Source organism: uncultured Hymenobacter sp., assembly GCF_964243305.1.
Lineage (GTDB): Bacteria > Bacteroidota > Bacteroidia > Cytophagales > Hymenobacteraceae > Hymenobacter.
The window spans coordinates 86,466-112,476 of the sequence record NZ_CAXTEF010000007.1 but is presented as its reverse complement, the minus strand read 5'-3'; the positions used below and the strand labels follow the sequence as shown (position 1 = coordinate 112,476).

22 protein-coding genes and 1 riboswitch are annotated in these 26,011 nt (G+C 64.1%); of the genes, 6 read left to right on the top strand and 16 right to left on the bottom strand.

The window, feature by feature from the left end; all coding sequences use genetic code 11:
• Positions 1-42: 42 nt before the first annotated feature.
• From ACFE70_RS06910 to ACFE70_RS06900, 3 genes are all read right to left on the bottom strand, one after another.
• Positions 43-615, bottom strand: coding sequence for an AraC family transcriptional regulator (locus tag ACFE70_RS06910; protein ID WP_375416993.1), 573 nt, complete (start codon positions 613-615; stop codon positions 43-45).
• 122 nt (positions 616-737) lie between these two features.
• A complete protein-coding gene (locus tag ACFE70_RS06905; RefSeq protein ID WP_375416992.1) occupies positions 738-1,127 on the bottom strand; it encodes a hypothetical protein in 390 nt (129 codons plus the stop codon).
• Between the two features lie 10 nt (positions 1,128-1,137).
• Positions 1,138-1,779 carry a thioredoxin family protein gene (locus ACFE70_RS06900; protein WP_375416991.1) on the bottom strand — a complete coding sequence of 214 codons (642 nt, stop codon included), beginning with the start codon at positions 1,777-1,779 and terminating at the stop codon, positions 1,138-1,140.
• A gap of 275 nt (positions 1,780-2,054) precedes the next feature.
• Between ACFE70_RS06900 and ACFE70_RS06895 the strand changes: the two genes are divergently transcribed.
• Positions 2,055-2,318: a hypothetical protein gene (locus tag ACFE70_RS06895; protein ID WP_375416990.1), complete on the top strand. Its 264-nt coding sequence runs from the start codon at positions 2,055-2,057 to the stop codon at positions 2,316-2,318.
• 100 nt (positions 2,319-2,418) lie between these two features.
• Here the strand turns inward: ACFE70_RS06895 and ACFE70_RS06890 are convergent, their stop codons facing one another.
• The 6 genes from ACFE70_RS06890 to ACFE70_RS06865 all read right to left on the bottom strand — a co-directional run bounded on the left by ACFE70_RS06890 (position 2,419) and on the right by ACFE70_RS06865 (position 11,020).
• Positions 2,419-3,492, bottom strand: coding sequence for a YncE family protein (locus tag ACFE70_RS06890; RefSeq protein ID WP_375416989.1), 1,074 nt, complete (start codon positions 3,490-3,492; stop codon positions 2,419-2,421).
• A gap of 101 nt (positions 3,493-3,593) precedes the next feature.
• Complete coding sequence (locus ACFE70_RS06885) at positions 3,594-5,621, bottom strand: TonB-dependent receptor plug domain-containing protein (protein WP_375416988.1); 2,028 nt, start codon at positions 5,619-5,621, stop codon at positions 3,594-3,596.
• Between the two features lie 160 nt (positions 5,622-5,781).
• A riboswitch (cobalamin riboswitch) is annotated at positions 5,782-5,990 on the bottom strand.
• Between the two features lie 217 nt (positions 5,991-6,207).
• Entirely contained in the window at positions 6,208-7,071 is an 864-nt protein-coding gene (locus ACFE70_RS06880; protein WP_375416987.1) for a transporter, read from the bottom strand.
• A 42-nt stretch (positions 7,072-7,113) separates the two neighbouring features.
• Positions 7,114-8,388 (bottom strand): TonB-dependent receptor domain-containing protein, encoded by a 1,275-nt coding sequence (locus ACFE70_RS06875; protein WP_375416986.1) that lies wholly within the window; start codon positions 8,386-8,388, stop codon positions 7,114-7,116.
• 114 nt (positions 8,389-8,502) lie between these two features.
• Positions 8,503-9,663 carry a TonB-dependent receptor plug domain-containing protein gene (locus ACFE70_RS06870; protein ID WP_375416985.1) on the bottom strand — a complete coding sequence of 387 codons (1,161 nt, stop codon included), beginning with the start codon at positions 9,661-9,663 and terminating at the stop codon, positions 8,503-8,505.
• 4 nt (positions 9,664-9,667) lie between these two features.
• Positions 9,668-11,020, bottom strand: a complete 1,353-nt coding sequence (locus tag ACFE70_RS06865) for an Nramp family divalent metal transporter (protein ID WP_375417024.1) — start codon at positions 11,018-11,020, stop codon at positions 9,668-9,670.
• 246 nt (positions 11,021-11,266) lie between these two features.
• On the opposite strand from ACFE70_RS06865, the gene ACFE70_RS06860 reads away from it, so the two are divergent.
• Positions 11,267-12,259, top strand: a complete 993-nt coding sequence (locus ACFE70_RS06860; protein ID WP_375416984.1) for a cation diffusion facilitator family transporter — start codon at positions 11,267-11,269, stop codon at positions 12,257-12,259.
• Between the two features lie 33 nt (positions 12,260-12,292).
• Here ACFE70_RS06860 and ACFE70_RS06855 read toward each other — a convergent pair whose 3' ends face one another.
• Positions 12,293-12,988, bottom strand: coding sequence for an HAD family hydrolase (locus tag ACFE70_RS06855; protein ID WP_375416983.1), 696 nt, complete (start codon positions 12,986-12,988; stop codon positions 12,293-12,295).
• Positions 12,989-13,045: 57 nt separating this feature from the next.
• On the opposite strand from ACFE70_RS06855, the gene ACFE70_RS06850 reads away from it, so the two are divergent.
• Positions 13,046-13,672: a CatA-like O-acetyltransferase gene (locus tag ACFE70_RS06850; RefSeq protein ID WP_375416982.1), complete on the top strand. Its 627-nt coding sequence runs from the start codon at positions 13,046-13,048 to the stop codon at positions 13,670-13,672.
• A gap of 24 nt (positions 13,673-13,696) precedes the next feature.
• Here the strand turns inward: ACFE70_RS06850 and ACFE70_RS06845 are convergent, their stop codons facing one another.
• The 3 genes from ACFE70_RS06845 to ACFE70_RS06835 form a co-directional block, all read right to left on the bottom strand.
• Positions 13,697-15,115 carry a PQQ-dependent sugar dehydrogenase gene (locus tag ACFE70_RS06845; protein ID WP_375416981.1) on the bottom strand — a complete coding sequence of 473 codons (1,419 nt, stop codon included), beginning with the start codon at positions 15,113-15,115 and terminating at the stop codon, positions 13,697-13,699.
• A 142-nt stretch (positions 15,116-15,257) separates the two neighbouring features.
• The gene (locus ACFE70_RS06840; protein WP_375416980.1) at positions 15,258-15,863 is read right to left on the bottom strand and encodes a DNA-3-methyladenine glycosylase; all 606 of its coding nucleotides are present in this window, start codon (positions 15,861-15,863) and stop codon (positions 15,258-15,260) included.
• Between the two features lie 246 nt (positions 15,864-16,109).
• Complete coding sequence (locus tag ACFE70_RS06835; RefSeq protein ID WP_375416979.1) at positions 16,110-17,102, bottom strand: aspartate-semialdehyde dehydrogenase; 993 nt, start codon at positions 17,100-17,102, stop codon at positions 16,110-16,112.
• A 154-nt stretch (positions 17,103-17,256) separates the two neighbouring features.
• Between ACFE70_RS06835 and ACFE70_RS06830 the strand changes: the two genes are divergently transcribed.
• Together ACFE70_RS06830 and ACFE70_RS06825 are read left to right on the top strand one after the other, a co-directional pair.
• Entirely contained in the window at positions 17,257-19,893 is a 2,637-nt protein-coding gene (locus ACFE70_RS06830; RefSeq protein ID WP_375416978.1) for a lamin tail domain-containing protein, read from the top strand.
• A gap of 107 nt (positions 19,894-20,000) precedes the next feature.
• Complete coding sequence (locus ACFE70_RS06825) at positions 20,001-20,399, top strand: hypothetical protein (RefSeq protein ID WP_375416977.1); 399 nt, start codon at positions 20,001-20,003, stop codon at positions 20,397-20,399.
• 140 nt (positions 20,400-20,539) lie between these two features.
• On the opposite strand, the gene ACFE70_RS06820 is transcribed toward ACFE70_RS06825, so the two are convergent.
• Positions 20,540-21,304 carry an alpha/beta fold hydrolase gene (locus ACFE70_RS06820; protein WP_375416976.1) on the bottom strand — a complete coding sequence of 255 codons (765 nt, stop codon included), beginning with the start codon at positions 21,302-21,304 and terminating at the stop codon, positions 20,540-20,542.
• 74 nt (positions 21,305-21,378) lie between these two features.
• On the bottom strand, positions 21,379-22,149 hold the full coding sequence (locus ACFE70_RS06815; RefSeq protein ID WP_375416975.1) for an alpha/beta fold hydrolase: 771 nt from the start codon (positions 22,147-22,149) through the stop codon (positions 21,379-21,381).
• A 62-nt stretch (positions 22,150-22,211) separates the two neighbouring features.
• Between ACFE70_RS06815 and ACFE70_RS06810 the strand changes: the two genes are divergently transcribed.
• Positions 22,212-23,408, top strand: coding sequence for an AAA family ATPase (locus ACFE70_RS06810; RefSeq protein ID WP_375416974.1), 1,197 nt, complete (start codon positions 22,212-22,214; stop codon positions 23,406-23,408).
• 638 nt (positions 23,409-24,046) lie between these two features.
• On the opposite strand, the gene dxs is transcribed toward ACFE70_RS06810, so the two are convergent.
• Positions 24,047-25,993 (bottom strand): 1-deoxy-D-xylulose-5-phosphate synthase, encoded by a 1,947-nt coding sequence (gene dxs, locus ACFE70_RS06805; RefSeq protein WP_375416973.1) that lies wholly within the window; start codon positions 25,991-25,993, stop codon positions 24,047-24,049.
• Between the last annotated feature and the right edge of the window lie 18 nt (positions 25,994-26,011).

Here is a 26,011-nt window from a genome sequence, read left to right as displayed (position 1 = left end):
ATTGGTAGCCGCCTTTTATTGTTTTTATCAACTTAAAATTCCCTACCCCAGCGAATCGAGCGACAGGCGCTCGGGCAGTAGCATCCGGCGAAAATCGGTGACGGAGACGCCCGTGACCTGGCGGAACTGGTTGCTCAGGTGCTGGCCGGAGCTGTAGCGCAACTCGTCGGCAATCTGGTTGAGCGTCAACTCGCCGTAGCTCAGCATCTCTTTTACTTGCTCGATTTTTAGTCGAATCAGATACTTTTCAATGGTCAGGTTAGTGGTGCGCGAGAATACCTTGCTCAGGTGTGAGTAGGTGGCCGCAAACCGGTCGCCGAGAAAAGCCGAGGCCGTGAGCGGGGCGCGGGCCGTGCGCAGGTGCTCGACGTAATCGGCCAGACTGGCCTTGATTTGCTCGCTGAGCTGCTCGGCGCGGCTGCGCAGCAGGTCGAAACCGGCAGCTTGCAGGAGCGGCGCCACGGCTTCGGGGTCGGCGGGCGTGCTCAGGTCCAGCTCGGCTACGCCCAGGCTAACGGCGGTGGGCTGGTAGCCAGCCCGCACGAGTAAGGTTTGCACGGCCTCGACGCAGCGGGGGCACACCATGTTTTTGATATGGAGGAGTGTCGTTTTCACGGGGGTCTGCGGTTGGTTTAACATGAGCATGAACGGGTGAGAAGCGAACTGAGAGTGGAGCGAAATGTTCCGGTTTGCGGGGGCAACACCCCGCGGGCCGTTTTTATCCAATAAACTTAAAATTAAGGGTACAATTCCGGGCTGCGGGCCGGCACGTTGGGCCGGCGAGGGGGGGTAGGGAGTGTAGAAATGGGCCCTGACGCGGCGCGGCGGAGGTTTTGGGTGGGCGGCGCTCCGGCCCAGGCGCGGCCAAACCAGTTGGCTGCCGCCCAGCCCACGAACGGCACGGCCACCCGAAACGTGAAAGCCAGCAAGCCAAAAACAACGACGAACGCCGAGAAAATCCGGTTGAAAAAATGGCCCTCGACGCCATACAAGTAGCCCACCAAGGCTAGGCTGAAGACCAGGCTGCCCCCTGCCAGCCCCGCCAGGGGTCGCCAGTTGTAGTGGCGCCAACGGCGCTGCCAGCGCCGCGGCAACGAGGAAGCAGAACGGGAGCGGGGGGCGGCCATAAAAACAAATTTAGCTTTTTTCGGCTACCGCGCCCACGGCCCAGCTTGGCAGCAGCGCCAGCAGCTCGCGCTGAATGTCGAGGCCACGGTCCGTCTCGTACCAGGCATTCATTTGCTTGATAATTTGGGTTATGCGCAGGTTTTTGTCTTCGTGCAGCTTCGTGCTGAGCGCCTGCGCCTCGGCCGGGCGCGGGCCCCAACTGCCCAGCTCGCGGCGAGTGGCGGCGTCGAGGCAGATGAGCTTGGGAATGCTGTTTTTGCCGTTGGTCTGGTGGGCGGCCATCACGGCGGGGTGGTCGGAGCGCAAAAGGACGTGCAGGCTGATGCGGCCGGCGCTGGCCTCAGCCAGGCGGGCCAGCACGGGCAGCGCGTGGGCAGTGTCGCCGCACCAGGCCTCGGCCAGCACCACCCACTCCCAGCCGCTGGCGGGCACGTGCCGGGCCAGGGCCGCCACCTCGGGCAGTAGCGGGTCGCGGTGGGCGCGGTCGAGGTGGCCGACGTTCTGGGCAGTATTGTGGAGCAGCAGCGGCAGCTGGTCGGGGCCGGTGGTGCGGTGGGCGGCGGCCAGCTCGCCGACGAGGTGCTGAAACTCGGCGTAGGTATAGCTTGGCGCGGGCGGGCCGGCGGAGAGCGGGGAGGTTGGGATAGACATCGGCGAAGAAGAGGGGGGTAGGAACCGCAGCCAGCCGCAACAGCTGACCACGCAGCCCACCCGGCTGGGCTTGGTGCATACGGCGGCGACACCTACAGCGGCGGGTTTTGGGCCCGGCCAGGGTTATTTCCAGCCACCGCCAACTGGTGCCAGAAATAACCCTGGCCGGGCCCGGCGGTTTTGATGGGGCTCCAGTGGCCAAACTGCCACTTTGCGCGCCGACTTACGTAAGCCGCTTTCAACCCCGTATCTTTTCGTTCGCCACGCATCCATCCATGAAAAACCTGCGCCTCATTGCCTTATTGCTGACTACTACCGCCGCCCTGAGCGCCTGCAACAGCGGCACCGACACCGGCGACACCAACGTGGAGAGTGCCCAACATAAGGAGGGCCCCACCGCCGAAAAGGACGGCAACCCGGCCGGCGACTCGGCCACCTCGGGGCTGCGCCGCGCGCCCGACAGCCAGGTTTCGGGCCGCGAGCAGTTCGAGAAAGCCAGCGAGACCATCGACCGCAACCACGACGGGCTCGCCGACTAGCTTACTTGCCCATCAGGCTGCTACCAAAGAGGCGGCCGTGCTGAGCACGACCGCCTCTTTGGTAGCAGCCTGTGCGGTCTGATTTCCTGTGCGGTCTGATTTAATAAAACACGAAGCCATTGGGGCCTACTTTCACCTCAAATGAGTCGATGGCGACGGCGGTAGCTCCTTTATCCTGGTAGCGGATAAACTTGCCGTTGGTGCTGTAGCTGGGCGAGATGGCACCAAAAATGGTGTTGTCGCGCGGGTCGATGGCGAAGCCGGAAAAGTTGCGCCGGATGAAAGGTGTAGTGGGCAAGGTACTGGCAGTAACACTCATCTGATATTCGGCGCCGTTAAACTGATAGTAGAGCTGGTCCTGACCAGGGCTGATGCGCAGCTTACCGGGGCTGCCCGTGGCCGGAAACGAGAATTTAAGCTGCGTGGCCGGGCTGTTGGGGCTGAACCGGATGAGCGTGCCGTTTGAAACGCGGGTGGCGGTGTAAGGCGGCGTACTCAAATAGGTTACAAAGCCCGTGCAGAGCGCCCAGACATTGTTGTCCTTATCCGCGACGAGGCTCGCCGGCCCGTCGGCCACGGTGATGGTTGAACTCAGCTGGCCGGTAGCCTCGTCGATGACGGAGATAGTGTTATCGAGGCTATTGGGCACGTAGATTTTGCCGCCCAGCGCCAGCAGCTGCTCGGGGTTGCGGCCGACGGGCACCCGGCTGGCGACGGTGTTGGAAGTCAGATTCAGGATGCTGAGCACGCCGGGCAGGTAGCCGGTGTAGGGCCCGCGCCACTCCGTGACGTAGCCGCGCGTGGCCGAAGTCGAGGTGAAATAGCGCGGCTGCTCTAGCGCGGTGATGGTCGCCACTCTCTTGAAATCGGGCAGATTGACGACTTCAATCTTATTGGATGCATTGACCACCACGTAGCCGCGGCTGCCCTGCACGCCCATGCTCTGCACCACATCGCCGAGTTTGGCGTCGTCGTTGGCGGCGCCAAAGGCGTCCACGGTCAGGGCTTTGGTGGTTTTGTCGAAGGCGCTTACGGCGCCGTCGCCGGCCTGGAACTGGCCTTCGCTCAGAATGAAGACGTCCGTGGTTGCCGGCGCCGGGGGTGTTTCCTTGTCGGGGTCACACGCGGAAAGAACGGCCAGCGCCGCGAAAAAAGGAATGAGTTGTTTTTTCATAAAATGAGGCGCCAGCCGCGGCTGGCGGAAAAAGGAGGGGTAGGAAAAAGGGGGTTGGATGAGAAAGCAGGGGGTAGGAAACTGGCCCGCCCGGCCCGGCGCTAACGCCAGCCCAGCCGCAGGCTGGCGCTGAAGCTGCGCGGCGGCGCCGGCCGGCCAGGGTAGCTATCATAGGCCCGGTCAAGTAGGTTGAAGCCTTGCAGCTGCACTAGCAGGCGGCTGCCGGCCGGTCCGCGCAGCGTGCGCCCCAGCGTGGCGCCCAACAGGCCCGTGCCCGGCAGAAAATCGGTGCCCGAGGCGTTGATATAGCGGAAGCTGCTCAGGCTCAGCGTGCTGCTGAGCTGCCAGCTGCGCCAGTGGTGGTCGGTGCTCAGGCTGGCCTGGTGGCGCGGCACGAACGCCAGCTGCACGCCCACGGGGTCGGAGTCGGCGGCGGTGCCCTGGGTTTTGCGGGCGTCGGTGAGGTGGTAGGCCAGCTGCGCGCCGCCCGCGTAGCGGCCTTGGCGGTGGCGCAGGGCGGTGCTGGCTTCCAGGCCCTGGCTGCGCACCCGGCGCAGGTTGCGCGGGCTCCAGATGCCGGTTTCGGCGCTGGGCAGCCACTGCACCCAGTCATCCACGTCCTGGCGGAAGGCGGTCAGCTCAGTTTCGAGGCTGGTTTCGCCGCTTGAGCCTGAGCCGGCGGGCGCGCTCAGGCGGTGCCGCAACCCTATCTCCCCGCCTACCCCCTGTTCCGGGCGCAGGCCGGGGTTGCCGCCGGGGCGCCAGTAGCGCTCATTCAGCGTCGGGGCGCGGTAGCTGCGGGCGGCGCTGGCCTTTAGGGTGAGTGCGTGAGTGCGTGAAGGTGTGAAGGCGTCTGTTCGGGCGGGGAGCAGGTCCCACTCCAGGCCGGCGGTGGGCGTGAGGGGTGCCAGGCCAGCGGGCAGCGCGGCCTGGCGCAGGTTCAGGGACAGGCGCAGGCTGGGGCGCGGGTCGTAGCGAAGTAGAGCAAAGGCAGCGGCGCGATTTTCGGTCACGGCGCGGGAGCCGTAGCCATCGACGCGGGCGGCAAAGTGCTGAGCTTCGGCGCCCAGGCGCAGGCTGCCGCGCCGGCCCAGCGCGCTCGTGTGCTCGGCCTGCGCCTGGGTGGTTTGCACCCGCGAGTTGCTCGGCCGGCCGCCATCCTGATAGTTGATGATATCCTCAAACCAAGCGCCGCGCCCGGCCCATTGGCGGCGGGCCGCCACGTGGCGGTAGCCCAGCACGAGGCGCCGGCTCTGGTCGCGCTCGCGGGCCTGGCTGCCGGCCACGCCTACCCCCGCCTGAATTTCGCGGTCGGCATCGGTGAGCCAGGCGGCGGCACTCAGCTCGCCGGCCCGGCCCAGGCGCCAGGCGGCATCCGAACTCAGGCTCCACTGGTGGCGCAGGGCAGCGTTTTGGAGGCGGTAGCGCACGGGGCCGCGGGCTTCGCGCACCAGGTAAGAATAGTCGTTCTGGGCCTGGCGAAAGCTGGCGGCGGCGCGCACGGCCACGGCCGAAGTAGCGGCGCGGGCCTCCAAGCTGCCGCCGCGCAGCCCGAAGCTGCCCGCATCAGCCTGCGCACTGCCCCGCCAGCCCGGCTGCCAATCGGCCTCCGTATCGAGTAGCACGGCCCCGCCGATGGCGCCGCTGCCGTAGAGCGCGGCGGCCGGGCCCGGCTGCACGGCCACGCGGGTGGTCGCGCCCACGGGCAGCAGGGCAAAGTCGTTCTGACCCAGCGTGGGCAATTGAATATTGAGCCCGTTCCAGAGCACGGCCGTGTGCTGGGCCGAAGTGCCGCGCAGGGCGATGGTGGCCAGCTGGCCCGGCCCGTAGCTCTTGAGGGCCAAGGGCGTGCGCGCCAGCAGCGCGTCGGCCAGCGAAGCGCCCCGAAATTGGCTGAGCGTGGCCGAGTCCAGCGTCAGGCGCCGGGTGCCCACGGCAAACCGCTCGGGCCGGATGGCTTGCACCCGCACCTCGGCCAGCCGGTGTTGGCGCTGGCTGAGCCGGGCCGAGTCGGGCGCGGCCAGGGGGGTAGGGAATTGGGAACCCGCCGTTTGGGCCCGCGCCGCGCCGGGCACCATCCCTACCCCCCCGCCCGCCAGCAAGGCCCACTTAAGTAAAAAACCACGCATACGAATCAAATTTTCGCTAAGAAAATTCGATTCAAAACCCCGCTCCTACCCCCTGAAAAAGAAGGCAAGCTGCCGGGCCGAGGCCGATAACAGAAAAACTCAGCCTGCTTCCGCTAGAAGCCGGCTGCTGCATCTTTCTCCACCCGTCCTCCGCGGGTGCTGAACCTGTGAGCGCCGCGGCAGGTCTCCTGGCTTGCTTCGCCGGGTGGGCCGCCTTCCCATCTTCAAAGCTGAAAACAGTGGCGTTCGGGCCCACCCCGATGTGAAGCGTACAGTTGCGGGGACAGCTCCCGATTTAAACGGGATTCCCTTTTCAGCCGCGCCCCCACCGAAAGGCAGGGGTCTGGCACCGTGGCGGGGCAAAGATACGGCGAATAGCAATTATTAATGGGGAATTATTAATGAAGAATGAGCAGGGAGCAGAAAGGCGGTCATGCTGAGCCCAGCGAAGTATCTTGCCCGTCACTAATCACTGGTTGACAACGATTAGATTACTTCCCCGAGCGAGATGCTTCGCTGGGCTCAGCATGACCGCCTTTCTGCTCATTGTACAGTACTCATTCTTAATTGTTCATTACTTACTGCCCTACCGCCGCAGCGTAAAGCCCACGAAATACTCATTCTCGCTGCGGCGGGTCAGGGCCCGGTGGGTGCCTAGGTCGAGCTGGAGGTTTTTGGTGAGCATGAAAATGGGCGCGATGTTGAACGAGGCCAGCCAGCGGCGCTGCTCGGTGTCCCATTGCGTCACGGTTTCGACTACCAGGCCTAGCTTTTTGGCAAAGTCGTATTCGAGGGCCACGGAGGGTACCAGGCGCACGTAGCGGCGGGCGTGGTCGCGGTCGTAGTTGAGGTCGGTTTCGAGCTGGGCTTCGAGGTTGGCCTGGTCGCTCAGCTCGATGTCGATGGGCAGCACGAGGCCGTATTCGGCAGCGCCCTCCCCCACCGCGCCGCCGCTGGGTAGGCGCACGTAGCCGATGACGGCCATGCCGAGCGAGCCATCCTGAAGGTCGCCCAAGAAGTTGTGCTTGAGGCGCAGCACAACATCGCCAAACCCAGCGCGGCGCGGCGGCCCTTCGGAGGGGAGCGCGGGCAGAGCTTTCTGCACGTTGTAGAGCGGAAGCTCCAGGTGCACGGCGGTGCGACGGCTCAGGCCCAGCTTGATGATGCTGTAGCCGACTTGCCAGGTGCGCCGGCGCTCGTCGGCACCCGCGGCGCTGTTGCGCAGGCGCAGGACATCGACTTCCAGTTGCACGTGGCCAGCGTCGACGGTGAACGGGTTCTCGGTCACGCCGGGGCGGTCGGGCTGCAACTCGCGCAGGCGGTGGCGCGGCACCGGCTTGCGCCAGCTGAAGTGGGCGGAGTCGTAGGGCGGGGGTAGGGATTGGGGCGCGTCCTGCGCCTGGCTAAGGATGGGCAGCAGCGCGAGTAAAAACCAGAAAAAGTGCGTCATGGGCCGTGTACGCAGCAGCTTGGCTTGGTGGCGGCTCAGCTGCTAAAACGGCACTACCACCTTCACGCTCACATTCCTACCCTGATTATAAATGCCCGACCGCCCATTCGGCGAAGCCTGATAGTACTCAAAATACTTTAATCGGTTCAGGTGCGACTGGTAGCTGACGTTGAACACGTTATCGAGCTGCACGAAGAGCTGCGCCCGCTCCTTTTTATCGGCGCTGCCGGCCAGCGCCGTGCCCAGCCCCAGGCCGATGAGCGAGTAGCCGGCCGTGGTCGTTTCGGTGTTGTCGACGGCGTAGAAGCGGTTTTGGGCGGCGTAGGTATCGGCTACGGCCCGCAGGTAGGAGTTGGTGAGCGGGCCCAGGGGGCGGGGTAGGGTGTAGCGCAACTCGGCGCGGGTGTGCAGCGGCGGGATAAAGGGCAAGTAGCGGGCGCCGACGCCGTGCATTTCCAGGAGCCGGGCATTCTGGTTCAGGCCCCTGACGTAGGCCAGGCTGGCGTTCAGAGCCAGGCCGGGCAGCGCGCGCGGGTGCAGCTGGGCGGTGGCCTCGGCGCCGTAGAGGCGGGCGCGGGCTTGCTGGTACTGGTAGGTCACGTTGCCGGGCACTACGACTAGTGGCTGGCCGTCGGCGCCGAACACGCGGGCCTGGTAGATGTAGTTAGCAATGTTGTTATTAAATACCGATACGCCCAGCTCGGCGTCGGGCAGGTAGGCGCTCAGACCCACATCCTGCTGAAAGCTGAACTCGGGGTCGAAGCTGCGGTTGCCCAGATACACGATGTGGGCGCCGGGGTCGAGGCCATTGGAGCCGACCTCGGTGATGTTGGGGGCGCGGTAGCCGCGGGCCAGGTTGGCGCGCAAGACCAGCCGCTCGGAGAAGCCGTAGGAGGCGCCGGCGCTGGCCGACACGCCCCGGTAGCGCCGCCGGAAAGCGGCGAATTGCGGCGCGGCGCCGCCTACCGCATTGCGGCTCACTCGGCGCCCAAAACCAGTATTCGGGTCGGTGGCGGTGTAGAAGTCAGCCCAGCTCAGCCAGCGCGAATCGTAGCGCACGCCGCCCGAGAGGTCGAGCTTGCCAAAGGTTTTCTTCAGATGCACGTAGCCGCCGAGGTCGAACAGATTGTAGTCGGGAATGGCGAAGTCGGTGGCGTCGCCGCTGCGGTTGCGCTGACGCATTCCATTGACGCCCAGCGTGGTTTCGAGGCCCAGCCAGGTTGGCGCGGCGTAGCGCAGGTCGTAGTTGAGCGTGGTCAATTGCAAGTACAGCGCGGTTTGGGCGGGCGCCGTGGGGTGGGTGAACTCGCGGCGCACGTTGCGCTGCGCGCCCAGCAGCGCGTGCAGCTCGCCGCCATTGGCGCCGAGCCGGAAACGGTTGGTGCTCAGCAGCCGGTAGTGCTGAATGCGCTGGTGCAGCGGGTTGATGCGCTAGGTGGCCAAATCAGCCTCGCTCACCAGCGGGCGGTTTTTCACGTCGTCCGGCGCACCATCGAAAAGCTGGCGGGTGAAGCGGCGGCTGAGCGAGTCGCGGCTGCCGTCCGGGATTTCCTGCTGGTTGTCGTAGAGCGTGGCCGCCAGGTGCGCGGCGCCCCAGCTGCCCTCGCGGCCGGCGCTGAGCGTGGTATTCAGCTCGCGAAACGCAGTGCCGAACACGCGGCCGTCTACGGCGTTGCGGTAGGCGCGGGCCAGCCGCGCCGAGGCCCGGCCGCCGAGGAGCCAGCCATTCTGATTATAGCTCAGGGCCAGCGAGTTGCCGAGTAAGTTGTTGTTCGTTTGGTACTCGCTCAGGGCCTCGCCGCGCAGCTGGCCGGCCGGGCCGCTGGCGCGGCGAGGCAGCAGGTTGATGACGCCGGCCACGGCGTCGGAGCCGTAAATCAGGCTGGCCGGGCCCTTCACTACTTCTATCCGCTCGATGTCGTACTGGTCGACTTCGAGGCCGTGCTCGTCGCCCCACTGCTGGCCTTCCTGGCGCAGGCCGTCATACAGCGTCAGCACCCGGTTGTAGCCCAGCCCGCGGATGAAAGGCTTGGAGATGTTGGGCCCCGTGGTCACCGCATCCAGGCCCGGCACGCCCTTCACGGCCGCGTCGATGATGTTGCTGGTGGCGTTGAGATTGATTTCGCGCCGGCCCAGCGCCACCACCGGCACCGGCGAGCGGCGCAACTCCGTGGTCCGCGACACGCCCGTGACCACCACCTCCTTCAGGGCGGCGGCGGGGGGTAGGGAAATACTCAGCTCCGTGGTCTGGCCCTCGGTGAGCGTGACGGCTTGCTCGACTTGCTCATAGCCCACGGCGCTGGCCAGCACCCGCGCCGGCCCGGCAGCTAGGCCGCTTAGCTCGAACGTGCCAGCCGCCGTGGCCGTGGCGCCCTGCTGCTGCGCCGGCAAGGCCACGCTGGCGTAGGGCACGGGCCGGCGCTGGGCGTCGAGCACGGTGCCGCGCAGCGTGGCAGTGCCCGTTTGGGCCTGAGCTGAAAGGCTGCTGGACAGCAAGCTCAGCAGCAGGCCACTCACCAATTTCCCTACCCCCCCCATCCGGCCGAGCGTAGCCTCAGGGGAACGGCCACGACACGCGTAGTTTATTTTCATCGTGCTACCCGAAGAAAGTCTGCACCAGCAAATACCCGTTCAGGGCCATGATGATGGCCGACACCCCCCAGGCCGCCGCTTGCAGCGCGGGCTTATTCACAAACACGCCCATCTTGGCCCGGCTGCCGGTGAACACGACCAGCGGCACCACGGCAAAAGAGAGCTGCAACGACAGAATCACCTGGCTGAGCACCAGCAGCTGGCCGGTGCCCTTCTCGCCGTACAAAATGGCCACCACCAGCGCCGGCACCACCGCCACGCCGCGCGTGATGAGGCGCCGCAGCCAGGGCTTGAGCTGAATGCGCAGAAAGCCTTCCATCACAATCTGGCCCGCCAGCGTGCCGGTCAGCGTCGAGTTCTGGCCCGAGGCCAGCAGGGCCACGGCAAACAGCGTGGACGCCAGGCCCGCCCCCAGCACCGGCGTCAGCAGCTGATAAGCATCCTTGATGTCGGCCACGCTCTGATTAGGTGTGCCGTGAAAGGCCGCGGCGGCCGTGACGAGAATGGCGGCATTCACGAAAAAAGCCAGGAACAAGGCCAGCGTCGAGTCGATGGTGGCGAACTTGATGGCCATGCGCTTGCCGGGCTCGGTCTGCTCAATCTGCCGGGTTTGGACGATGCTGGAGTGCAGATACAGGTTGTGGGGCATGACCGTAGCGCCCAGAATGCCGATGGCCACGTACAGCATTTTCGGGTTCGTGACGACCTGCGGCTGCGGCACGAGGCCGTGGCTCAACGCCACCCAGTCGGGATTCGAGGCGATGATTTCGTAGAGAAAGCAGCCGAAAATGAGCGCAATCAGGCCCGCAACCAGGCTCTCAATGATGCGAAAGCCCTTGTTCTGAAAGAATAGCACTACCAGCACGTCCAGGATGGTGAGCACGACGCCCCAGGGCAGCGGCAGGCCGAAGAGCAGATTCAGGGCGATGGCCGAGCCGATGACTTCGGCCAAATCGCAGGCGGCAATAGCGATTTCGCACAAAAACCAGAGCACCATCGCCACGGGCTTGCTGTAGTGGTCGCGGCAGGCCTGGGCTAAATCGCGGCCCGTGACGATGCCGAGCTTGGCCGCCAGGTGCTGCAAGAGCATGGCGAACAGGTTGGAAATCAGGACCACGCTCAGCAGCGTGTAGCCGAAGGAGGCGCCACCGGCCAGGTCGGTGGCCCAATTGCCGGGGTCCATGTAGCCGACGGCCACCAGCAGCCCCGGCCCCCAGAACGCCATCAGCTTGCGCCAGAACGAGGCCGAGGCCGGCGGCACCTTGATGCTGGCAAACACCTCCCGCAGCGAGGGCGCCTCGCGGGCGTGGCGCCAGCCGGGCTCGGCCGGCGGCGGGGGGGTAGGGACGGCCGAAATGGAAACGGGCGAGGTAACGGTTTTATCGGATTGCACGGACGTAAAGATACGATTTTTAGACGAGCCTAAAAATTTTATTAGACTGGTTTAAATACTGGTTTTCGCTGAAAATGTTTCGGGTGCAACCCACCGTAGCCCGGACTTTGTAGCTCGCGGCTACGCCACCAGGCTAATCAGGGTTGTTCACTCGCGGACTACGAAGTCCGCGCTACTTGTGCCGACCTTTGCCGGCCCTACCCCCCGCTTATGCCCACTTCCCGCACCAAGCGCCGCCTCGGCTTGCTCTCGCTCGTCGTGAGCGTGGGGCTGCTCGCCATTAAGTTTTACGCCTACTACCTGACCCGCTCGCAGGCCGTGCTCACGGACGCGCTGGAGAGCATTATCAACGTCTTTACCAGCGGGTTCGCGCTCTACAGCCTCTACCTGGCCGGTCTGCCCAAGGATGAGAACCACCCCTACGGCCACGGCAAAATCGAGTATCTGTCCATCGGCTTTGAGGGCGCGCTGATTTTTATTGCCGGCATCTACATTCTCTATAGCGCCGCCGTGGGGCTGCTGCACCCGCGCGCGGTGGGCCGGCTGGACTGGGGCGCCGCGCTGCTGGGCCTGACGGCCGCCGTGAACTTCGGCGTGGGGCTGCTGCTGGTGCGGCAGGGCAAAAAGCTGAATTCCGTGGCGCTGGTCGGCGATGGGCAACATCTTTATATTGACGCGGTCAGCTCGCTGGTTTCGGTGGTAGCGCTGGGTTTGGTGAAACTCACCGGCGTGGTGCGCTTCGACGCGGGCGCGGCCCTGCTGCTGGGCGGCTTCATTCTGGTGAATGGCTACCGGATGCTGCGCCGCTCAGTCTCGGGGCTGATGGACGAGTCGGACACGGCCACCGTGGCGGCCGTTATCGCCGAGTTGCAGCGGCAGCGCCGCGCGCCCTGGATTGACGTGCACAACCTGCGCGTGCAGCGCTACGGCGCCAACCTGCACATCGACTGCCACATGCAGATGCCCTACTACTTCCGCCTGGAGCAGATTCACAATGAGCTGAACGACATCGAGCAACTGGTCCGGGAGCGGTTTGCGGTCGAGGTCGAGATGTTCGTCCACGCCGACCCTTGCACCTACGCGGCCTGCTCCCTGTGCCTCATGCCCGACTGCCCCGTGCGGCAGCACCCTTTCAGGATAGAAGTCGAGTGGGATTTGCGCAACGCCGTCCGCAACGAGCGTCATCAGCTGGCGGGGGGGTAGGGAATTAAAGTGCCGCCGGCGACCAGCCGGACGCTATTCCAGGTGGTCAAGCACCTCCCGCAACGCGCCGACTTGCTGAAACGAGATGCCCGCCAGCTCGTCGGCCGGCACGTGCTCGTGAATCCAGTTGGCGTGGTAGGGCACGTGGATGGCTCGCAAACCCAGGCGCGCCACCGGCAGCACGTCGGACTTGAGCGAGTTGCCAATCATGACGAACGTGGCGGGCGTGGCGCCGTGGCGCCGCAGGATGCGCTGATAGGCGGCCTCATTTTTTTCGCTCACAATCTCCACGTAGTCGAAAAAGTCGCCCAGGCCGGAGCGGGCCAGCTTGCTTTCCTGGTCGAACAAATCCCCTTTGGTGAGCACCATCAGGCGGTGGCCGCGCGCCTTGACGGCCGTGAGCACCGCCACCACATCGGGCAGCGGCTCGATGGGGAAGCGCAACAGGCTCTTACCTAAGTCGATAAGCTCCTGAATCTCCCGGCCCGTGACGGCGCCATCGGTGAGCTGAATGGCCGTCTCAATCATAGAGAGCATAAACGACTTGGCCCCGTAGCCGAACAGCTCCATGTTGCGGCGCTGCACCGCATAGAGCTGGGCGCCGGTGGCCTCAGCCTCGCGGTAGGGAGCCAGAATACGCAAAAACTGCGCCTCCACGTGGTCGAAGTGGGGCTGATTGGGCCAGAGCGTGTCGTCGGCGTCGAAGGCCACGAGCAGGGTTGCGGACATATAGATGAGGCGCAAATGGCGAAGCAGAAGCAGGCAAAATTACCGACCTTGCCCGCTATGAAACACCGCCTCGACCTCGCCCACTGGAATCGCCGCGAACACTTCGAGTTTTTCACTGCTTTTGACGAGCCGTTTTTTGGGCTCGTCGCCCCCATTGACTGCACCCGCGCCCAGGCCGAAGCCAAGCGGTTGGGAATTTCCTTTTTTCTGTATTACCTCTACCACTGCCTGCAAGCCGCCAACCAGGTGGAGGCCTTCCGCTACCGGATTGCCGACGGGCAGGTAGACTGCTACGACCGCATCCACGCCTCGGCCACCATCGGCCGCGCCGACCACACATTTGGTTTTTCGTTTATCGAGCAGCACGACGAGCAGGCGGATTTCACGCGAGCCGCCACGGCCGAAATCGCGGCGGTGCAGGCCAGCGAGGGCCTGCGCCTGACGGCCACTACCGCCCGGCCCGACGTGATTCACTTCTCGGCCCTGCCCTGGGTGCGCTTCACCGGCCTGACGCACTCTCGCAGCTTCGGCTCCGCCGACAGCGCCCCTAAAATCTCAGTCGGCCAGCTGTACTCCGAGGGTGCGGCGCGACTGATGCCGGTGGCCGTGAACGTACACCACGCCTTGGCCGACGGCTACCACGTGGGGCAGTTTCTGGCCGCTTTTCAGGAGCGGTTAGGCTGAGTTTCCCTACCCCCGCCCAGTAGCCTAAGGCGCCTCCACCACCAAACGCCGGGTGCTGACGCCGGCCGCCGTAACGGCCCGCAGCACGTAGAGGCCCGGCGTGAGGCCGGCCAGCTCCAAATCGGCGCTGGCGCCGACGAGAGCCAGCTCGCGCACCTGGCGGCCGGTGGCGTCGAGCAGCGTGAGGCGGGCGCCGGTGGCGGGCAGCTGCACCCGCACCTGCTGGCGGGCCGGGTTGGGATAGAGCGTCAGGGCGGGGGTAGGCGCCGCGCCGGAAGTGGTGGCTGTGGCGACGTAGGCCCGGTTTTCGAGCATTAGAATCCGGTCGTTACCGCTGTTGCTGGTGCCCACGTACACCTTGCCCTGGGGCGAGACGCACAGGGCCCGCAGCCGGCCAAAGGCGCCGTTTAGAAACTCGGTACGGCTGCTGATGGCTTCGCCGGCCGGGCTGAGGGCCAGCTGCACGAGCTGCTGGTTTTTGAGCGTGGCCAGCAGCAGGCTGCCGCGCCAGGCCGGAATGGCGGGGTAGTCGTAATACTGCAACGCGGCCGGCGCAATGGTCGGCGACCAGGTGGTGAGCGGCTCGCGCACGTTGTTGGCAGCGCAGAAGGCTTGCTCACCGGGCTGGTCGCAGAGGCCCTCCACGTTGGGCCAGCCGTAGTTGCGGCCCGGCTCGATGAGGTTGATTTCGTCGTCGTTGCTGGGGCCATGCTCGGAGGCGTAGAGGCGCCCGCTGGGCAGCCGCACCAGGCCCTGCGGGTTGCGGTGGCCCAGGGTGTAGACCAGGCTGCCGGGCGTGGGATTATCAGCCGGCACGCTGCCGTCGAGGTTGAGGCGCAGAATTTTGCCGTTGAGGGCGCCCGGCGTTTGCGCGAGCGAGGTTTGCTGGGCGTCGCCGGTGGTCATCAGCAGGGTCAGGTCGGGCAGAATGAGCAGGCGCGAGCCGCTGTGCGTCGAGACGGCCGGAATATTTTCGACCAGCACCAGCGGGCTGCCCAGGCTGCCGGCCGTGCCGACGGCGCCCGCCGCGTAGGTGTAGCGCACCAACTTTTCTTTGAGCACTTGGTTCACGGCGTAGTTATACACCACGTACACGTAGGGATTGGCCGCGAACTGCGGGTGCAAAGCCATGCCCAGCAGGCCGCTTTCGCCGGTTTCGTTCACGTCGGGCACGTTCAGCAGCCGCAGCACCTGGCCCGTGGCCGGGTTCACCCGGCTGATGCGGCCGGCGCGCTCGGTCATCCAGATGAAGTTATCCGGCCCCCAAATCAGCTCCCAGGGATTGGTCAGGCCCGTGGCCAGGGCCGACACCGTGACGGTGGCCGCGCCGCCGCCCGTGCCGGTGGAGAAGGTCATCAGGGCCGGCGCCGCGGTCTGGGCGCGGCAGCCGAAGCTCAGCAGCAGCGCGCCGCCCAGCAGAGCCGTAGTAGCAAGGTTTTTCATAGAATAGAGTTGTAACGCCGTAAAAGTTAGCCAGCAGCAGCTTGCGCCGGCTGACTTGCCCCAGGCACAAGCACTTAAATCACCGGAAATGTTTCCCGGCGTCGAAATCCCTACCCCCTCTTTTCTGCCGAGACCCGAGACCCTACCTGGCCGGGCTGGTCCAGGAGCTGCCCAGCACGCGCAGGCGCCAGGGCAGGGCCACGGCCGCCGGCCCCGCGTACTCCAGGCCCACGCGGGAGCTGGCTTGCACCTGCTCCTCGGCAATGAGTTCGCCGTGGTCCTCCACCCAGATGGCGGGACCCGTCAGCGGCTCGCCGCTCAGCGCCGGGCTCAGGCCCAGCGCCTGGCAGAGCAGCCCCGGCCCGGCCGTGAGGTTGCGGGCCGGTGCGCTCAGGCCGCGGCGGCGCAGCATTTCCTCAATTCCCAACACCGGCTCCACGGCCCGCACCAGCACCGTATCGGGGTGCGCGGCGTCATTACACACAATATTAAACAGCGAGTGCACCCGGTAGACGGTGTAGATATATGCCACGCCGCCCGCCGCGAACAGGGCCCGCGCCTGCCGCTGCTTGCGCTGCAAGTGCAAGGTCATTGAGTCGTCGCCCTCGTGCCGATAAGCCTCCGTCTCGACGATGCGGCCGGTGGTGAGCTGCCCGTCAAGGCGCGTGCAGAGGTGCTTGCCCAGCAGCTCGCGGGCAATCTGAAGCACGTCGGGGCGCTGGAAGAAGGCGGAGGGAAGCTGCTGCAAGATGAGGGGGGGTAGGGAAGTGACAGGACGACAATTCCCCTGCTTTTTTAAGGAGGGGACGTTTTCGCGCAGCGAAAACGGGGGTGGTGCCCGTCGTTGAACGACTACATTGAACGCGCTTAGCTTGATAAGCTGGGAAAGGGAAACTACGCGGGCCTTATCGTTCAACGACGCGCACCACCCCAGTTTCAGCTGCGCAAAAACGTCCCCTCCTTAAAAAAGCAGGGGAGTTTGACCGCCTACCCCCTACGCCAAGCCATTGGCCACCAGGTACTCCGCAATCTGCACGGCATTGGTGGCCGCGCCCTTGCGCAGATTATCGGCCACAACCCACATGTTCAGCGTGTTGGGCTGGCTTTCGTCGCGGCGCAGGCGGCCGACCAGCACGGCGTCGCGGCCGTGGCTGAGCAGCGGCATGGGGTAGCAATTTTGACCAGGGTCGTCCACGACCTCGACGCCGGGCGTGCGGGCCAGGTGGGCGCGCACATCGGCCAGGTCGAAGTCCTGGGCAAACTCCACGTTCACGGCTTCGGAGTGGCCGCCCAGCGCCGGCACCCGCACGCAGGTGGCCGTGATGCGCAGGCTGTCGTCGCCGAAGATTTTGCGGGTTTCGTGCACCATCTTCATCTCCTCCTTGGTGTAGGCGTTGGCTTCGAACACGTCGATGTGGGGCAGCACGTTCAGGTCGATGGGGTGGGGGTAGGCGGGACTGGCGGCGGCCTGCCCGGCGCGCTCCTGCATGAGCTGGTCGACGGCTTTCTTGCCGGTGCCGGTTACGCTCTGGTAGGTGCTGACCACGATGCGCCGAATCTGATACGCCTTATGCAACTCACTCAGGGCCAGCACCATCTGAATGGTTGAGCAATTCGGGTTGGCAATGATTTTGTCGGCCGCCGTCAGTTCCTGGGCATTGATTTCGGGCACCACCAGCTTCTTGCCGGGGTCCAGGCGCCAGGCCGAGGAGTTGTCAATCACGGTGGTGCCCACAGCGGCGAAGCGTGGGGCGTGCTCCTTGCTCACGGCGCCGCCGGCCGAGAAGATGGCAATGTTCGGCCGCGCCGCGATGGCAGCGTCCATGCTCAGCACCGGGTACTCTTTTCCCTGATACTCAATTAGCTGGCCCACGGATTTTTCCGAGGCCACGGGCAGCAGCTCGACCAGCGGAAACTGGCGCTCGGCCAGCGTTTTCAGGAGTTCGGTGCCCACCAGGCCGGTGACCCCCACAATGGCAAGTTTCATAATCAGATGGGTTGAGTTTGCAAAGGTGGGGCTTGGCCGCATGATTATTGCCCGGCCCGGCCGGCTTCGCTCCGAAAACCCACGCCTAGCCGCCGGCATCTCGGGCGCTGGCTGTCCGTCGCTACCTTGCTGCTTCGCTCTCGCCGCTGATTTTATGCGCTTTCTGCCGCTGCTCTTGTTTATCTGGCTTCTTGAAGTCACTTCCTTCGCCACCCACGCCCAGCTGCGCGACGACTTCGCCGATGGCGACTTCGGCCAAACTCCCGCCTGGACCGGCGACGCAGCCAGCTTCCAGGTGAACGCCGCCCGGCAGCTGCAAAGCGCCGGCCCGGCCGCCACGGGCACTCAGCTGCAACTTGCCACGCCCTGCCGGGCCAGCGCCGGCACCACCTGGGAGTTTTGGGCAAACCTAAAGCTGGCCACCAGCTCCGGTAACTACGCCGATGTATACTTATTGGCCTCGCAGGCTGACTTGAAAGCGTCGGGCACCAGCGGCTATTTCGTGCGGCTGGGCGGCACCAACGACGAAATCAGCCTCTTCCGGCGCGACTCGACGCGCGGCGCCGTCGTGCTCATCGATGGCCAGAACCAAACTCTTAGCTCCACGACCAATAACCTCGTGCGCGTGCAGGTGACCCGCACCGCCGACCACCGCTGGCGCCTGGCCCGCGACCTGAGCGGGGGCCGCAGCTTCACCGCCGAAATCCCTACCCCCCTCGACGCCACCTACCAGCGCAGCCAGGCCGTGGGCGTGCTACTCACTTATTCCTCCGCCAACAGCCGCAACTTCTACTTCGACGATTTCCTGGTGACCGATGCCACGGCGCCGCAGCTGCTGCGGGCTACGCCGGTGAGCAGCCGCGTCGTAGACCTGGTTTTTAACGAAGCGCTGGACCCAGGCAGCGCGTTTCAAGTAGCCAATTACCGCCTGGCCGGCAGCGGCGCGGCGCCGCTCACGGCCCAGGTGTCGGCGCGCAACCCGGCGGTGGTGCAACTCACGTTCGGGGCTGATTTTGGGCCCCAAAACGTGGTGGAGGCGCGGCAGGTGGCCGATTTGTTTGGCAACGCAGCCACCGGGCCGCTCACGGCGGGCTTTGTCGGGCCGGCCGGGGCGCCGGGGGTAGGCGAGCTGATTATCTCGGAGATATTCGCCGACGAGACACCGGGCGTCGGCCTACCCCCCTCTGAATTCGTGGAGTTGCACAACCGCAACGCCACCAAGGTTTTGAGCCTGCGCGGCGTGCGTTTGCTAAAGCCGGGCAGTACCCCAGCCGCCGCGTTTGCCGACACGGCCCGGCTGCTGCCGGGGCAGTACGCGGTGGTTTGCGGTAGCACGCGGGCGGCGCAATTTGCGGCCCTGGGCGTGAAGGTGTATGGCCTGACCAACTTCCCCGGCCTGGGCAACGAGGCCGACCAGCTCGTGCTGCGCGGCGCCAACGGCCAGACCCTGTTCGAGGTCAGCTACGCCGACACCTGGTACGGCGACCCGCGCCGCCGCGCGGGCGGCTACAGCCTGGAGCTGCGCGACCCTAATAACTACTGCGCCGGCGCCGACAACTGGACCGCCAGCCCCGACCCGCGCGGCGGCACGCCCGGCCGCCCCAACGCCGCCGCGGCCTCGAACCCCGACCGCCTACCCCCCACCCTACTGCGCGCCGTGCCCCTGAACGCGCTAACGGTGCGGCTGTTTTTCTCAGAAAAGCTCGACAGCGCGGCGGCAGCTAATCCGGCCCATTACCGCTTTTCAGCCGAGCTGGCCGCGGCGCCCACCGTGCTCGGGGCCGCGCCCGTGCCCTACGATTTTCGGGCCGTGGACCTGACGCTGGCCGCGCCGCTACGGCCCAGCCAGCCCGTGCGCCTGAGCGTGCAGCAGGCCACCGACTGCGCCGGCAACGCCGCCGGTCCGCTCCAAACCGCCACCTTCGCCCTGCCCGAGCCGGCCGCACCCGGCGATTTGGTGATAAATGAAATCTTGTTTAATGCCCGCGTCGGCGGGGTTGATTTCGTGGAAGTTCTGAACCGCTCGGCTAAATACATCGACCTGCAAGGCTATCAGGTGGCCAGCGAAAAGCCGGACAAGTCGTTGGCAATGGCCCCAGTGAGCGCCGCCGGGCCCTACGTGCTGGCGCCCGGCCAGTTCGTCGCCTTCACGGAGAAGCCCGAAATCATCCAGGCCCAGTACCCGAGCAGCCACGAAGCGGCGGCGCTGCTGGCGGTGCCGGGCTTCCCTACCCTGCCCGACGACGCGGGCACGGTGCTGCTGCTCGACGCCCGCGGCCCGGAGCTGGACCGCTATGCCTACAATAAAAATCAGCAGCTGAGCTTGTTATCTTCACTGGAAGGCGTTTCGCTGGAGCGCATTCGGGCCCAGGGACCCAGCCGGGCCGAAAACTTCCACTCGGCCGCCGCCAGCGTGGGCTATGCCACGCCGGGCCGCCCCAACTCGCAGGCCCAGGACGCGCCCGGCGGCAACCAGGCGCTGACCTTGAGCCCCGAAATCTTCACCCCCGACGACGACGGCCAGCAGGACTTCACGACCCTGAGCTACCAGCTCGACCAGCCCGGCTACGTGGCCAGCATCACGGTCTATGACGCGCTGGGCCGCCCCGTCCGGCGCCTGCTGCGCAACCAAACCCTGGCCACCACCGGCCTCGTGCCCTGGGACGGCGTGGACGACCACGGCCACAAAGCCGCCGTGGGCTACTACGTGCTGGTCATTGAGCTGTTCCGGCCCAGCGGCGGCGAGCGGCGCGAGTATAAAAAGACTGTCGTGGTAGGAGCGCGGCTCTGAGAGCTGCCGCGGCAGCTACGCCAAGCTTAACCATAACCTGTTTGGAATCAGTGGCGTAGGAGCGAACTTACCCTCTCTCCTTTTTAACCAAACCCCACTTTTCGCCCATGAAACCTATCTCTCCTTTCCTGCACGGCGTGCTCGACTATGGCACCTGCGCCTTTTTTGCTCTCGCGCCCTCGCTCTTCGGCCTCACCGGCGCCTACGCCACGGTGTGCTACCTGCTGGCCGGCGGCTACCTGGTCATCTCGCTGCTCACCAATATGCCGCTGGGCGCTATCAAGGCCATTCCGTTCCCTATTCACGGCAAGCTGGAGCTGGTCAGCGGCCCAGCCTTTATCGCCGCGCCCTGGCTGTTCGGCTTTGCCAATGAGAACCCCACCGCCCGCAACCTGTTCGTGGGCGCTGGCATCGTGTTCCTGATTGTGTATTTCCTCACCGACTGGTATGCCCAGAATCGGCTGGCCGGCACCACCATTGGCGCCGACGGCGTGCGCACAACGTAAGCGTGATTTCACGCGAAGTTTAGCAAAAAGTAAAAGGGGAAGTTTCGCAGAGTTTTTGACCTTCACTGTCAAAGTCAACTCCGCGAAACTTCCCTTTTCACTTTTTGCCAAACTTCGCGTGAGATAAGACCAGCCAAAAATCAATGATAAAACGCTGCTTCTACCAGCTGGCGCACGGCCCGGCGCGTGTCGGCGGGCCGCTCGATGAAGCCCAAGTGACCCACACCGGCCAGCCAGAGCACGGTGCAGTGGTCGGGCAGCAGGCTCTCCTCGTGGGTTTTTTCCAGGGGCACGGCGCGGTCATCCTTGCCGGCAATAAACAAGACCGGATACGCAGCCTTTTCCAGCACCGCGCGGCGGTCAGGGCGCCCGCTCATAGCCTCGATGCTGCTCAGGGCCACGGCCTGGGGCACGACCGCCGCAATGCGCTGCAATTGCTCGACCTGATGCGTGAGCGACTCGCGCTGCGTGGGCGAAAGCTGGGGCTGCAAGAACTCGTCGGCGAATTTCCCTACCCCCTCCTTTTCGATGAAGGCCCGGTTGCGCCCGCGCCGCTCGGCATCCTCTTCCGTATCGGGCAGGGCCGAGGAGTGAAACAGGCCCAGCCCGGCCACCAGACCCGGATACTTCTCGGCAAACGCCAGGGCCACGTAGCCGCCCATGCTGTGGCCCACGAGCACGGCCCGGCCCACGTCGGCGCGGTCCAACTCGGCGCGCAACGCCTCGGCAGCCGTTTCGAGGCTGAAATCCTGGGCTTTATCCTCGGGTCCGCCGTAGCCGGGCAGGGCGGGCATTAGCACCCGGCAGTCGGTAAAGTGGTCACCGACGAATTCCGGCCAGATTTCGGGGCTTTCCAGAAAGCCGTGCAGCAAAACCAGCACGGGCGCGGGGGTAGGGGTAGGCATTGGTGCGGCAGTACGCGGGAAGTGCGGCGCCCGTTCCTAGGGTTGAGATGAGCGTCGTAAGCAAGGGCCATCTCCTACCCCCCAAATACCAGCCCGGCCAGCGCGAGCACAGCGCGGCGGGTTTCGGTGGGCTGCTCTAAATAAGCCTGGTGGCCGCTGCCTTCCAGAAACAGCGCGTGGGCTACCGGCGCCAACGCGGCCTGCGCCACGGCGTCTTCCAGATGCACGGCCACGTCGTGCTTGCCCGCCACCAGCAGCACCGGAAACTTCGCCTCGCGCAGCACGGCCGTGCGCTCCGGGCGGGCGGCCATGCCGCGCAGCGCGCCAGTGATAGTGGCCGCCGGCGTGGCCTTGCCGATTTCTTCGAGCCAGTCGCGGGCCTCCGGCATCCGGTCGCGGTTGGCCGGCGCGAAAAGCGGGCGCACGAAGCTCTCCATGAATTTCCCTACCCCGTGCCGCTCGACGAAGCCGATGTTTTTCTCCCGGTTGGCGCGCTTCTCGTCAGTGTCGGCCAAGGCCGTGGAGTTTATCAGGGCCAAGCCGGCGAGGCGGTCCGGAAACCGCTCGGCCAAGGCCAGAGCGACGTAGCCGCCCATGCTGTGGCCCACGACCAAGACCGGGCCGGCCGCGTTTTTCTCCTCCAGGTACTCCACCACGTAGCGCGCCTGCGCCTCCATCGAGAAATCAGGCACGGCAGCCAGATTAGTACCGTGGCCCAGCAGATTGGGCGCCAGCAGCCGGTAGCCCGCCGGAAATGGTCGGGTGAATTCAGTCCAGACTTCGCGGCTTTCGGCAAAGCCGTGCAGAAACAGGATGGTGGGCAGGGAAGCGACGGCAGTGGGCATGGGGCAAAAGTAGCGGGCCGGGCGCGTGTTACTTTTGGGCCGGTCCCTTTGTTTGCCCTCCTATGAACGAGCAACTAGTAGTCAAGAATTTCGGCCCCATCAAGGACGCCACTGTGGACTTCAAGCGCGTCACCGTGTTCATCGGCCCGACAGGCGGCGGCAAGAGCACGCTGGCAAAGCTGGCGGCGGTGTTTGGTGATAAAAAAGTGCGCTTTGCTCAAACTAACAAGATTGCTTGGGAGACGAGTAACCAACTCATTAAGAGATTCGAGTTAGAGAGCTTTTTTACTAATAAATCATCCCTCTCTTTCATGAAGCCTGGCGGCTACCACGTCCGCATTAGTAAGGATAAAGCGACTTTGATGGAGAAGTCAAAACTGCCACCTAAAATGCCATTTGAAGCATTAGTAAAGTTTAATGAGCCACTAATACCTAAAACCGAACCTGACCGCAGTTCATGGATTAAAAGTCTTGAAAATTATTATAATAACACGGACAGCTTCGGTAGATTCTCTGATTCTAATCCTTTGTATATTCCAGCTGAACGGGCTTTTATTGCAGCCATTCAAGGAGCTTATGCTGGGCTGCAAATGAATAAGATTGCTCTCTCAGATACTTTAATGACATTTATCACAGAGTTCGAACTGTCAAAAAAATTTATTAAAGAGTTATTTATACCTCTTTTTCAGGTTAATTATCAACAACGAGAGGGCATCGATTCTATAAAAATGAAAAATGGCAAATCATTAAAACTATCTGCAAGTGCAAGTGGAATACAAGCTGTATTACCTCTGTTTGTCGTCTTGCAATATCAAGCAAATCCGATGGGTAGAGAGCAAGTTGCAGCTCGTTCTTTTTTAGTCGAAGAGCCAGAGCTAAACCTTTACCCCACCGCGCAGCAAGAACTGTTAAACTGGCTGGTGGAGAAATGCACGAAGAGCGAAAACGACCTGACCATCACCACGCACAGCCCCTATTTGCTGGCGCACCTGAACGTGCTGCTCTTTGCCCACCAAGTAGCCGAAAATCACCCGGAACGCGCCGAAGAAGTGGCCCGGATTGTACCCCGCGAGAGTTGGATTGACCCCAAAGAGTTTGCAGCCTACCACGTCGAGGGGCAGCAGGAAAATGGGGTACGCTCCATCGTTAATCCAGAAACGGGACTTATTAGCTACAATGGGCTCGATGCGCTGGCTACCGCTGAAGCGGCTCAGTTTGAGAAGTTGCTGGACATCAATGCCGGATTGGAAGTAGAATGATAACGCGCATTCAGCGAACGTTCGCAACCCAGCTAGCAGCTAAAGCCGAGTGCCTACAAGCTCATACTCACGCTACATTTCATGTCCACGACCCACACCTGGAAACTGAAGGTCCTGGCCCGTGCTGCGTACTGACTACTGGTCCTAAATCCAAGTCGGACCTGCTGGTGCGCAACCACAATCAAGAGCCCGTTTACCTGCTTGCCATTGACCATTGCATTTATAATGACTCAAATCCCAGCAAATGCGATTGTGCGCTCGTGAGCGGAGATATCATCTACTTTGTCGAGTTCAAAACCTCTGAAAACCACTTGGACGCGACTCAGACGAAAACTAATACTAACCCCGGCGACTGCCTTCCTCAGCTGGCGGCTAGCATCCGGGACTTCTACGACCGTGCTATCATTGAGCCGGGTCAGACCGTTCATGCCTATGCCAGCGTTGGCTTTCCGCGGCACCGCCCCCAGCACGGAGCCCACTACCAGGACCAGCTCAGGTCTTTGCAGTTGAAGATACAGGAAGGCGCTACCAGAATTGTTCGACTGCGCTACTGTAGCGAAAGCGAATTAGAGATTAAATGAAATGAAAAAGCCCCGTCAGCGCAAACTGACGGGGCTTTTTCATTTCAAAAGTATTCCCTACCCCAGCACCGCCGCCCGCGCCGCGTCGGCTACCTTGCCGCTCATCTCGCGCACGGCCTGCGCGATGCCGGCCGCGTCGAAACCGCATTCCTTGTATAGCTCGTCCTGGGTGCCGTGCTCTACCACGCGGTCGGGGATACCGAGGCGGCGCAGGGGTAGGGACAGGCCCTGGTCGGCCAGAAACTCCAGTACGGCCGAGCCGAAGCCGCCCATCAGGCAGCCGTCCTCGACAGTGATGAGGGCGCGGTAGCGGCGGGCGACGTCGCGTAGCATTTCTTCGTCCAGGGGCTTGCAGAAGCGCAGGTCGTAGTGGCCCACGTCGAGGCCTTCGGCGGCTAGTTTCTCGGTGGCTTTCGCGGCGTAGTTGCCGATGTGGCCGATGCTGAGAATGGCCACGCCGCCCTCGGCACCCTCCCGGACGACGCGGCCGGTGCCGATGGCCACGCGCTGCAGGGGCGTGCGCCACGCCGGCATCACGCCCTCGCCGCGGGGGTAGCGGATGCTGAACGGGCCGGCGTTTTCGGGCAGCTGAGCGGTGTACATCAGGTTGCGCAGCTCCTGCTCGTTCATCGGCGCCGAGACGACCATGTTGGGGATGCAGCGCAGGTAGGCGATGTCGTAGCAGCCGTGGTGGGTGGGGCCGTCGGCGCCGGCGAATCCTGCCCGGTCGAGGCAGAACACCACGTGCAGGTTTTGCAGGGCCACGTCGTGCACAAGTTGGTCGTAGCCGCGCTGCATAAACGAGGAGTAGATGTTGCAGAACGGCACCAGCCCCTGCGTGGCGAGGCCCGCCGAGAACGTGACCGCGTGCTGCTCAGCAATGCCGACATCAAAGGCGCGCTCCGGCATGGCGGCCATCATAATATTGAGCGACGAGCCCGACGGCATGGCCGGCGTCACGCCCATAATCTTGTCATTCTGCTCGGCCAGTTCGACCAGCGTGTGGCCGAATACGTCCTGATACTTGGGCGGCTGCGGCTGCTCGTGGTGCTTTTTGTAAATCTCGCCCGTGATTTTGTCGAACAGCCCCGGCGCGTGCCACAGCGTCTGGTCTTTCTCGGCCAGCGCGTAGCCCTTGCCCTTCACCGTGACGCAGTGCAGCAGCTTAGGGCCGGGAATGCTCTTCAAATCATTCAGCACCTCGACCAGATGCTGCACGTCGTGCCCATCGACGGGGCCGAAATAACGGAATTTTAAGGCCTCAAACAGGTTGCTCTGCTTGAGCAGCGTGGCCTTCATGGCGGCTTCCACTTTGCGGGCAATCTGCTGCGGGTTGGGGCCGAACTTGCTGAGCTTGCCCAGCACGTTCCACAGCTCGTCGCGCACCTTATTATAGGTGTAAGAAGTGGTGATGTCAGTCAAATACTCCTTGAGCGCGCCCACGTTGGGGTCGATGCTCATGCAGTTGTCGTTGAGCACGACCAGCAGATTGGATTTTGTCACGCCGGCGTGGTTCAGGGCCTCGAAGGCCATGCCGGCGGTCATGGCGCCGTCACCGATGACGGCAATGTGCTGGCGGTCGGTTTCGCCTTTGTAATCACTGGCCACGGCCATGCCGAGCGCGGCGCCGATGCTGGTGCTGCTGTGGCCCACCCCGAACGCATCGTACTCGCTCTCAGACCGTTTAGGAAAGCCCGACATGCCGTGGTAGCGGCGGTTGGTCGGGAATTGCTCGCGGCGGCCGGTCAGGATTTTGTGGCCGTAGGCCTGGTGGCCCACGTCCCACACGAGCTGGTCGTGGGGCGTATTAAAGACGTAGTGCAGGGCGACGGTCAGCTCGACTACGCCCAGCGAGGCGCCGAAGTGCCCGCCGTAGATGCTCACTGAATCGACGATGAACTGCCGCAGCTCATCAGCGAGCTGCACCAACTGTTCGGGCGTTAGTTTTTTGAGGTCGTCGGGCGAATCTATCTGCGCCAGCAGCGGGCCGGGTTGAACTATCATCAGGGGCAAGCGTCGGTT

Excerpts from the sequence above, each read along its gene's own strand:
- ACFE70_RS06905 (WP_375416992.1), bottom strand. The coding sequence starts at position 1,127 with ATGGCCGCCCCCCGCTCCCGTTCTGCTTCCTCGTTGCCGCGGCGCTGG.
- ACFE70_RS06900 (WP_375416991.1), bottom strand. The coding sequence starts at position 1,779 with ATGTCTATCCCAACCTCCCCGCTCTCCGCCGGCCCGCCCGCGCCAAGC.
- ACFE70_RS06895 (WP_375416990.1), top strand. The coding sequence starts at position 2,055 with ATGAAAAACCTGCGCCTCATTGCCTTATTGCTGACTACTACCGCCGCC.
- ACFE70_RS06890 (WP_375416989.1), bottom strand. The coding sequence starts at position 3,492 with ATGAAAAAACAACTCATTCCTTTTTTCGCGGCGCTGGCCGTTCTTTCC.
- ACFE70_RS06885 (WP_375416988.1), bottom strand. The coding sequence starts at position 5,621 with ATGCGTGGTTTTTTACTTAAGTGGGCCTTGCTGGCGGGCGGGGGGGTA.
- ACFE70_RS06880 (WP_375416987.1), bottom strand. The coding sequence starts at position 7,071 with ATGACGCACTTTTTCTGGTTTTTACTCGCGCTGCTGCCCATCCTTAGC.
- ACFE70_RS06870 (WP_375416985.1), bottom strand. The coding sequence starts at position 9,663 with ATGAAAATAAACTACGCGTGTCGTGGCCGTTCCCCTGAGGCTACGCTC.
- ACFE70_RS06860 (WP_375416984.1), top strand. The coding sequence starts at position 11,267 with ATGCCCACTTCCCGCACCAAGCGCCGCCTCGGCTTGCTCTCGCTCGTC.
- ACFE70_RS06855 (WP_375416983.1), bottom strand. The coding sequence starts at position 12,988 with ATGTCCGCAACCCTGCTCGTGGCCTTCGACGCCGACGACACGCTCTGG.
- ACFE70_RS06850 (WP_375416982.1), top strand. The coding sequence starts at position 13,046 with ATGAAACACCGCCTCGACCTCGCCCACTGGAATCGCCGCGAACACTTC.
- ACFE70_RS06845 (WP_375416981.1), bottom strand. The coding sequence starts at position 15,115 with ATGAAAAACCTTGCTACTACGGCTCTGCTGGGCGGCGCGCTGCTGCTG.
- ACFE70_RS06835 (WP_375416979.1), bottom strand. The coding sequence starts at position 17,102 with ATGAAACTTGCCATTGTGGGGGTCACCGGCCTGGTGGGCACCGAACTC.
- ACFE70_RS06830 (WP_375416978.1), top strand. The coding sequence starts at position 17,257 with ATGCGCTTTCTGCCGCTGCTCTTGTTTATCTGGCTTCTTGAAGTCACT.
- ACFE70_RS06825 (WP_375416977.1), top strand. The coding sequence starts at position 20,001 with ATGAAACCTATCTCTCCTTTCCTGCACGGCGTGCTCGACTATGGCACC.
- ACFE70_RS06820 (WP_375416976.1), bottom strand. The coding sequence starts at position 21,304 with ATGCCTACCCCTACCCCCGCGCCCGTGCTGGTTTTGCTGCACGGCTTT.
- ACFE70_RS06815 (WP_375416975.1), bottom strand. The coding sequence starts at position 22,149 with ATGCCCACTGCCGTCGCTTCCCTGCCCACCATCCTGTTTCTGCACGGC.
- ACFE70_RS06810 (WP_375416974.1), top strand. The coding sequence starts at position 22,212 with ATGAACGAGCAACTAGTAGTCAAGAATTTCGGCCCCATCAAGGACGCC.
- dxs (WP_375416973.1), bottom strand. The coding sequence starts at position 25,993 with ATGATAGTTCAACCCGGCCCGCTGCTGGCGCAGATAGATTCGCCCGAC.